Here is a 6,152-nt window from a genome sequence, read left to right on the forward strand (position 1 = left end):
GCTTTTTTAGTAGAATCAATTAACGAGGTGAAAAACATGACGGTGATGCGGGATGCAATTTTAAACGGTTTTGAGGATGAGAGATATCCTGGCAGTGAATTATTTGGACCGAGAGTTTTAGGTAATGATGCACAGGAAAAAATCTGGTTTACTTTACGCGAAGAATTATCTAGTTGCCAGAGTTTTACTTGGGCAGTAGCTTTTATCACACAGGATATGCTCGTACCACTTAAAGTGGTGCTAGCCGATTTAGCTGATAAGGGCGTTTCAGGCACGATCATTACAGGCGATTATCTTAACTTCAATAATCCCCGTGTTTTTGAAGAGCTACAGAAGATATCGAATTTAAAAATTAAAATTGCGACAAAAGCAGGCTTTCATGCTAAGGGCTATTTATTTGAACATGAAAATTACCAAACTGTCGTTGTAGGCAGTGCCAACTTTACTCGGTCAGCTTTGCTTAGTAATTATGAGTGGGCGCTAAAAGTTAGTTCGAATAAACAAGCGAATTTAACCAAGCAGTTTGCACAAAAGATTGCTTTGCTTGAGCAAAATAGTTTTGATATCACTAGCGAATGGCTGGAAGAATACAAAGCAAATTGGGTAAAGCCTAAAGCAAATGTTGTCCGTAAAAGCGTTGAAAAGGTTACGCCGAATAAGATGCAGCAAGCGGCGTTAAAGAATTTGAATGCATTAGTTGCTAACGGCGAAAAGCGTGGGTTAGTAGTTTCCGCAACAGGAACGGGTAAAACTTATTTAGGTGCTTTTGCTGTAAAAGACTTTAAGCCGAAAAAGTTTTTGTATGTTGTCCACCGTCAACAGATTGCGAAGAAGTCGCTTGAAAGTTTTTACAAGGTAATTGGCGGTTCGAAAAAAGATTTTGGTTTGCTTAGCGGCAGTCATCATGAATTAAACAGAAAATATATTTTTGCGACAGTACAGACTTTAAGTCAGACAGATGTGTTAGCTAGTTTAGCTGAAGATGAATTTGACTATATTTTAATTGATGAAGCGCACAGAGCAGCGGCGCCAAGCTATCAAAAGATATTGGCGCACTTTAAGCCGCAATTTTTACTAGGGATGACGGCCACTCCTGAGCGAATGGATGAACAAAATGTGTACCAAATTTTTGATTATAATTTGGCCTATGAGATTCGTTTGCGGGATGCACTAGAGGAAAAGATGCTAGCGCCGTTTCATTATGTTGGCGTGCAGGATTATGAAGCAGATGGCGAGACGATTGATGAAACGACGGGCTTACGCTACTTAGTTTCTGAACAGCGTGTGGATTATGTCTTAAGAGAGATTGATTATTATGGCTATTGCGGCAAGCAAGCCAAAGGATTGGTATTTTGCAGCAGACAGGATGAGGCCAAAGAATTAGCTGACTTGTTTTCTAAAAAAGGTCATCCAGCAATTGCTTTGACTAATGAAGATAGTGAAAAACGCCGGAGCGAAGTTATTGCCAAACTGGTTAACGGAAAAATCGAATATATTATTGCCGTTGATTTGTTCAATGAAGGGATTGATATTCCGGCTTTGAATCAGATTATTATGTTGCGCAACACGCAGTCGAGTATTGTTTTTACGCAGCAATTAGGGAGAGGTCTTAGGAAATATCCTGGTAAAAACTTCGTGACGGCGCTTGATTTTATCGGTAACTATAAAAATAATTATTTGATCCCGATCGCCTTAAATCAGGATACTTCGCGTGACAAAGACCGGGCTAAAAGAGAGACTCGCTTGCCAAATCTGATCGATGTTTCAACGATTAACTTCAGTAAAGTGGCCTCTGAAAAAATTTTGGCATCGCTAGATCAGGTAAAACTCGATGGCCTGCGTGAATTGCGGCAGAGCTATCAAGAATTGAAAAATAAAATTGGTCGTATTCCGCTTTTGTATGACTTTTACCAATATGGTTCAGTATCACCACTTGTTTTTGCGAATAATCATGGCTTGGACGACTATGCGACCTTTTTACAAAAAATGGGTGAATCTGTTGAGCTAAGCAAATATGAAAATCAGGTATTAACTTTTCTGACCAAGGAATTATTAAATGGTAAAAGAATACATGAATTGCTTTTGCTAGATTTGCTTTTCAAAAACGGCAAAGTAAAGCAAGAAGACTACGTCGGTCTTTTGCAAAAATGTGGTTATGTGAATGAAGCAGTGCTGCAGTCAGTTGAAGACATTTTATCTTTGTCATTTTTCGACGTTAAGCAGGGCAAGACAACGAAAAAAGCTCAATATGGCGATCTGCCGCTAATTGAGCATAGCAATCTGCCTGATTATGAACTGAATGAAAAATTAGCCGCCACACTTAAACAAAATAACTGGTTTAAACGATTGGCAGAAGACGTAATTAAAACGGGGCTGGAATTAATTGAGTCGTATGACAATCTGCATCAATTTACTCTGTATCAACAATATGATCGTAAAGATGCTTGCCGTTTATTAAACTGGCCCAAAGATGTTTCTGCTCCAATGTATGGCTATCGCGTTGGCAAACACGATACGCCAATGTTTATCACTTATGAGAAGAATGATGATCAAAAGCGCAACGCAATCTACAATAATACGTTAGAAAATGGTCGAAGTTTGCGTTGGTATACAAGAGTGCCACGTCATTTAAATTCGGAAGAAGTGCAGCGCTTGCTACATACTGAAGGGATGCACATTCACTTGTTTGTTAAAAGAAGTGATGCGGAAGGCAAGCAGTTCTTCTATTTAGGTGAGGCAAAAATTGATCCTAAGTCGGTTAAGGAAGAATTGATTGGTGCTAAGAAAAAGCCAGCCGTAGGGATGAATTTATTATTCGAAACGCCGCTCACTAGTGAGATGTACACATATTTATTTGCATAAGAAAAACAGCTTTCTGTTGTAGAAAGCTGTTTTTGTTTTAATCATCTGTAAAAGTGTTAGCCCTAATATGATTCAAAATTTGCAAGCCCATTGCTTTTTGCGCATCTTCATCGCCTGAAGTTTGATTTAAGAACATAATCAAACCGTTGCGATTATCAGTTGTCATTTCGAACCACATACCGAAGTGAGTACCAGTTAAATTGCCGTAAGCAGATTTAATAGTATCGTTGTTTTCAATATGTACACCGCCAGAATAATCATTAACCTTACTGTCTAAGTGAGTAAGGTAATGGAAATCTGACTTACTTAAAATGGTTCCATTGGTTAAACCAACTTGAATCTTGTAATAATCCATTGGAGTGGTAAACATGTTACCTGTACCTGGAAGTTGAGATGCTAAAGATCTTTTTACATATTGTGGATCTTGATAGTTGTTGCCATTGTCCCAAGTGTAAGAAATTGGATCTGTTTTTCCGCTAGGGATGTTTTGGTAAAGATAAGTATTGGTTAAACCTAATTTATTAATGATGCGGTTGTTGAAGTTTTCTTCATAAGATTGGCCGCTGACTTTTCTGATAATGCCGGTAAGCAAAATATAGTTTGTATTATTGTAAGAATAAGTTCCGGAAGTGCCGGGATCAGTGGAATTTGCATTATTGATAGCCCAATTAATGGCTTCTTCTTCGGAACTATCGCTGCCGCGGTCAGTTTCGGTACCTGTTGCAGTAATGCCGGAAGTATGGGTCATTAATTCACCGACTGTAATGTTGTCGGCGTTTTTAAGGTTAGGGAACCAACGTGATATTTTGGTGTTTTGAGTAAAACGCTCGCTGGTGTGCCATTTTTCATTCATTAATTGAATAACCATGGCTGCAGTAATTATCTTTTGCAGAGAACCAGTTGGATAAACTACTTGTTCGTTTCCGTTACCGATCTTTTTGCCGTACCAAGCCCAGCCGTAGCTAATTTGCTGCGGACGACCATTTTTGATAATTACAGCACTGCCGCGACTATTGTTTTGAGCAAAAACATTGCGTACAAAACTGCGCATTTCTGTTTTGGGATATGTGCTCGCTTGAACAGGAGTTGCTGTTTTAGCACTAACTGTAGGTGCTGCAACGCCTAGCAAAGTGACAGCAGCCATCCCGATAATTGTTTTCTTAAAAATTTTGAGGGCCTCCCTTAAACATGTCTAATCTCCATTTTAGCGCGATACTTGGTCCATACAAGTTCAAAATTATTAAGAAAATGTAAGTGAAAATGTTTACATACAATTTGCTTGAATGAACAAGCTATTTAAAGTTTGTCGCAGATATGGATCATGGGCATAGAGGTAAGTGCCTTTGATACCACGTTTGAAAAGAACATTTAGCGAATTTAGTACCATTTTTTCTTCATATTTAAGCTTAGCTCGAGAATCGGTCAGATCGTTACGCTTTTTAAACATCTCTGTATCGGTGATTTTGTCTAAATTAACCTGCAGCTTGTTAGTATGAGGAACCTGGCTAATTGGCGGTCCAATAATGATGCCGGCATAATTTAAATCAAAACCCTGACAAGTATAAATAGAACCAACCTCATTGATGGTTTCCGGAATCTCGGCCCATGGCGTTGACGTGTAATTGTACTGATCCCACGGCATTTTGAAGTTACCTTCTTTAATGTAATGTTTGCCGCCGTCTAAGGTGGAAGGATAGCCGGATGTAGAAAGAACCCTCGCTAGACCTTCTTCATTATTTCGTTTAATGATTTCCTGGCGCATTTTTTCGGCATCGGTAAAAATACGGAAATCATAATTTTGCCACATGGTTTTATCTAGTGGCCGCAAAGTTTCTTGAGTAAAAGCATCAAACCAGTTGATCAGATTATCCGGAGCCGTCATCCTAAATTGATGATGTAAAACATATTCTTCGTGGGCGTAGCGATGCGTAATTTGTTCCAAGCGCTCTTTAGTCCAAAAACTCTTCATGCGCAGCACCTGATATTCATCAAAAACAAGAATGACAACTTTGGCTAGTTTAATAATCTCTTCAAGCTGATTATTATGATAGAAGTTATTGTAATGATCTGGCTGCGATAAAAGCAGATGCGCTTCATCAATTACTACGATGTCCGCTGTCTTTTGCTTTTTATCTAATTGGTTAATAAATGAAGTAGGCCGCATGTAGTCTTTTTTATAAAGTTCTTGTAGTGGCCCCGCGATTTGTTTATAGACTTTAAGCAGTTCAGGGTGATTTACTAAAAAATAATTTTGCGTACCTGAAAATGGTGCAGTATTGTTGCGGCTTAGTTTTTGAATCCGATCAAATAGCGATGAGAGAATCACGCTTTTGCCAGTACCAGCATCACCATAGATAGTAAAAACAGCCGGGATGTTTTTGTTTTGTAAATGCGCAGCCGCAAACTTGATAATTCGGTTAATCAAACTATTTTGTTCATTAGTTAATGGATGATTAGGCGATAATTTTTGAAATGCTTGGTTGTTCACTGTTTATTCACTTCCAAAATATCTATTATAATTAGTAAAAATATTAACGACACAAGGTGATTTTATGACAGCGCAAAATATTATTCATGACCAACTCTTTTTGAGTCAAAAGTCGACGAGTGCAAATCGTGCAGATTTGAAAGTTGCGGAAGATTTGCGAGATACTCTTTTGGCGAATAGAGACAAGGCCGTCGGACTAGCAGCCAATATGATTGGTAAAAATAAAAGAATCATTGCTTTTTATGTAGGACTTCTTCCATTAGTTATGCTTAATCCGCAAATTACAAAAAAGAGTGGTGAGTATTTGACTGAAGAGGGATGCCTTTCATTGAGTGGCGAACGAAAGACTAAACGCTATAGAGCGATTACCGTGACATATCAAGACATGAATCTTAATACGAAGACGCAAGAGTTTACGGATTTTATTGCGGAGGTAATTCAGCATGAAGTAGATCATTGCGAAGGAATTTTGATTTAAAATAAAGTTTTTTGAAAAAAATTTCGAATAGATAGTTCGGATTATAGCTAATAAAAATACTATCATTAATTTTAATGGTAGTATTTTTGCTATGCTGAAGAGGATGAAGCGATAAAAAGTTATCTGAACTAATGACAACGCGAACGAAAGGGCAAACTTGCAAGAAGAGCAGAAATAGGGTAAATTAATAAAGTCGTTTCGAGAGATGCGGCACAGCTTGAATAAGAAGCCTGAGCAAAGGAAAAATCAATAAAATGAAAAAAGTACTTGCAAAAGGGAGAAGAAGCTGGTAACATATTTAAATGTCGTCAAGCAAGAGATGAA

At 38.1% G+C, this 6,152-nt stretch carries 4 protein-coding genes; 2 read left to right on the forward strand and 2 right to left on the reverse strand.

Going from position 1 to position 6,152, the window contains the following annotated elements:
* The first annotated feature begins 36 nt into the window (after positions 1-36).
* Complete coding sequence (locus BN1206_RS09315) at positions 37-2,862, forward strand: DEAD/DEAH box helicase (RefSeq protein WP_052543308.1); 2,826 nt, start codon at positions 37-39, stop codon at positions 2,860-2,862.
* A 37-nt stretch (positions 2,863-2,899) separates the two neighbouring features.
* Here the strand turns inward: BN1206_RS09315 and BN1206_RS09320 are convergent, their stop codons facing one another.
* Both BN1206_RS09320 and BN1206_RS09325 read right to left on the reverse strand, forming a co-directional pair.
* Positions 2,900-3,913 (reverse strand): serine hydrolase domain-containing protein, encoded by a 1,014-nt coding sequence (locus tag BN1206_RS09320; RefSeq protein ID WP_197072928.1) that lies wholly within the window; start codon positions 3,911-3,913, stop codon positions 2,900-2,902.
* A 213-nt stretch (positions 3,914-4,126) separates the two neighbouring features.
* Positions 4,127-5,350, reverse strand: coding sequence for a DUF2075 domain-containing protein (locus tag BN1206_RS09325; protein WP_014565466.1), 1,224 nt, complete (start codon positions 5,348-5,350; stop codon positions 4,127-4,129).
* 64 nt (positions 5,351-5,414) lie between these two features.
* On the opposite strand from BN1206_RS09325, the gene BN1206_RS09330 reads away from it, so the two are divergent.
* On the forward strand, positions 5,415-5,828 hold the full coding sequence (locus BN1206_RS09330; RefSeq protein WP_052543312.1) for a peptide deformylase: 414 nt from the start codon (positions 5,415-5,417) through the stop codon (positions 5,826-5,828).
* Positions 5,829-6,152 lie beyond the last annotated feature (324 nt).

It is taken from the genome of Lactobacillus sp. OTU4228 (assembly GCF_001006945.1).
Classification (GTDB): Bacteria; Bacillota; Bacilli; order Lactobacillales; family Lactobacillaceae; genus Lactobacillus; species Lactobacillus amylovorus.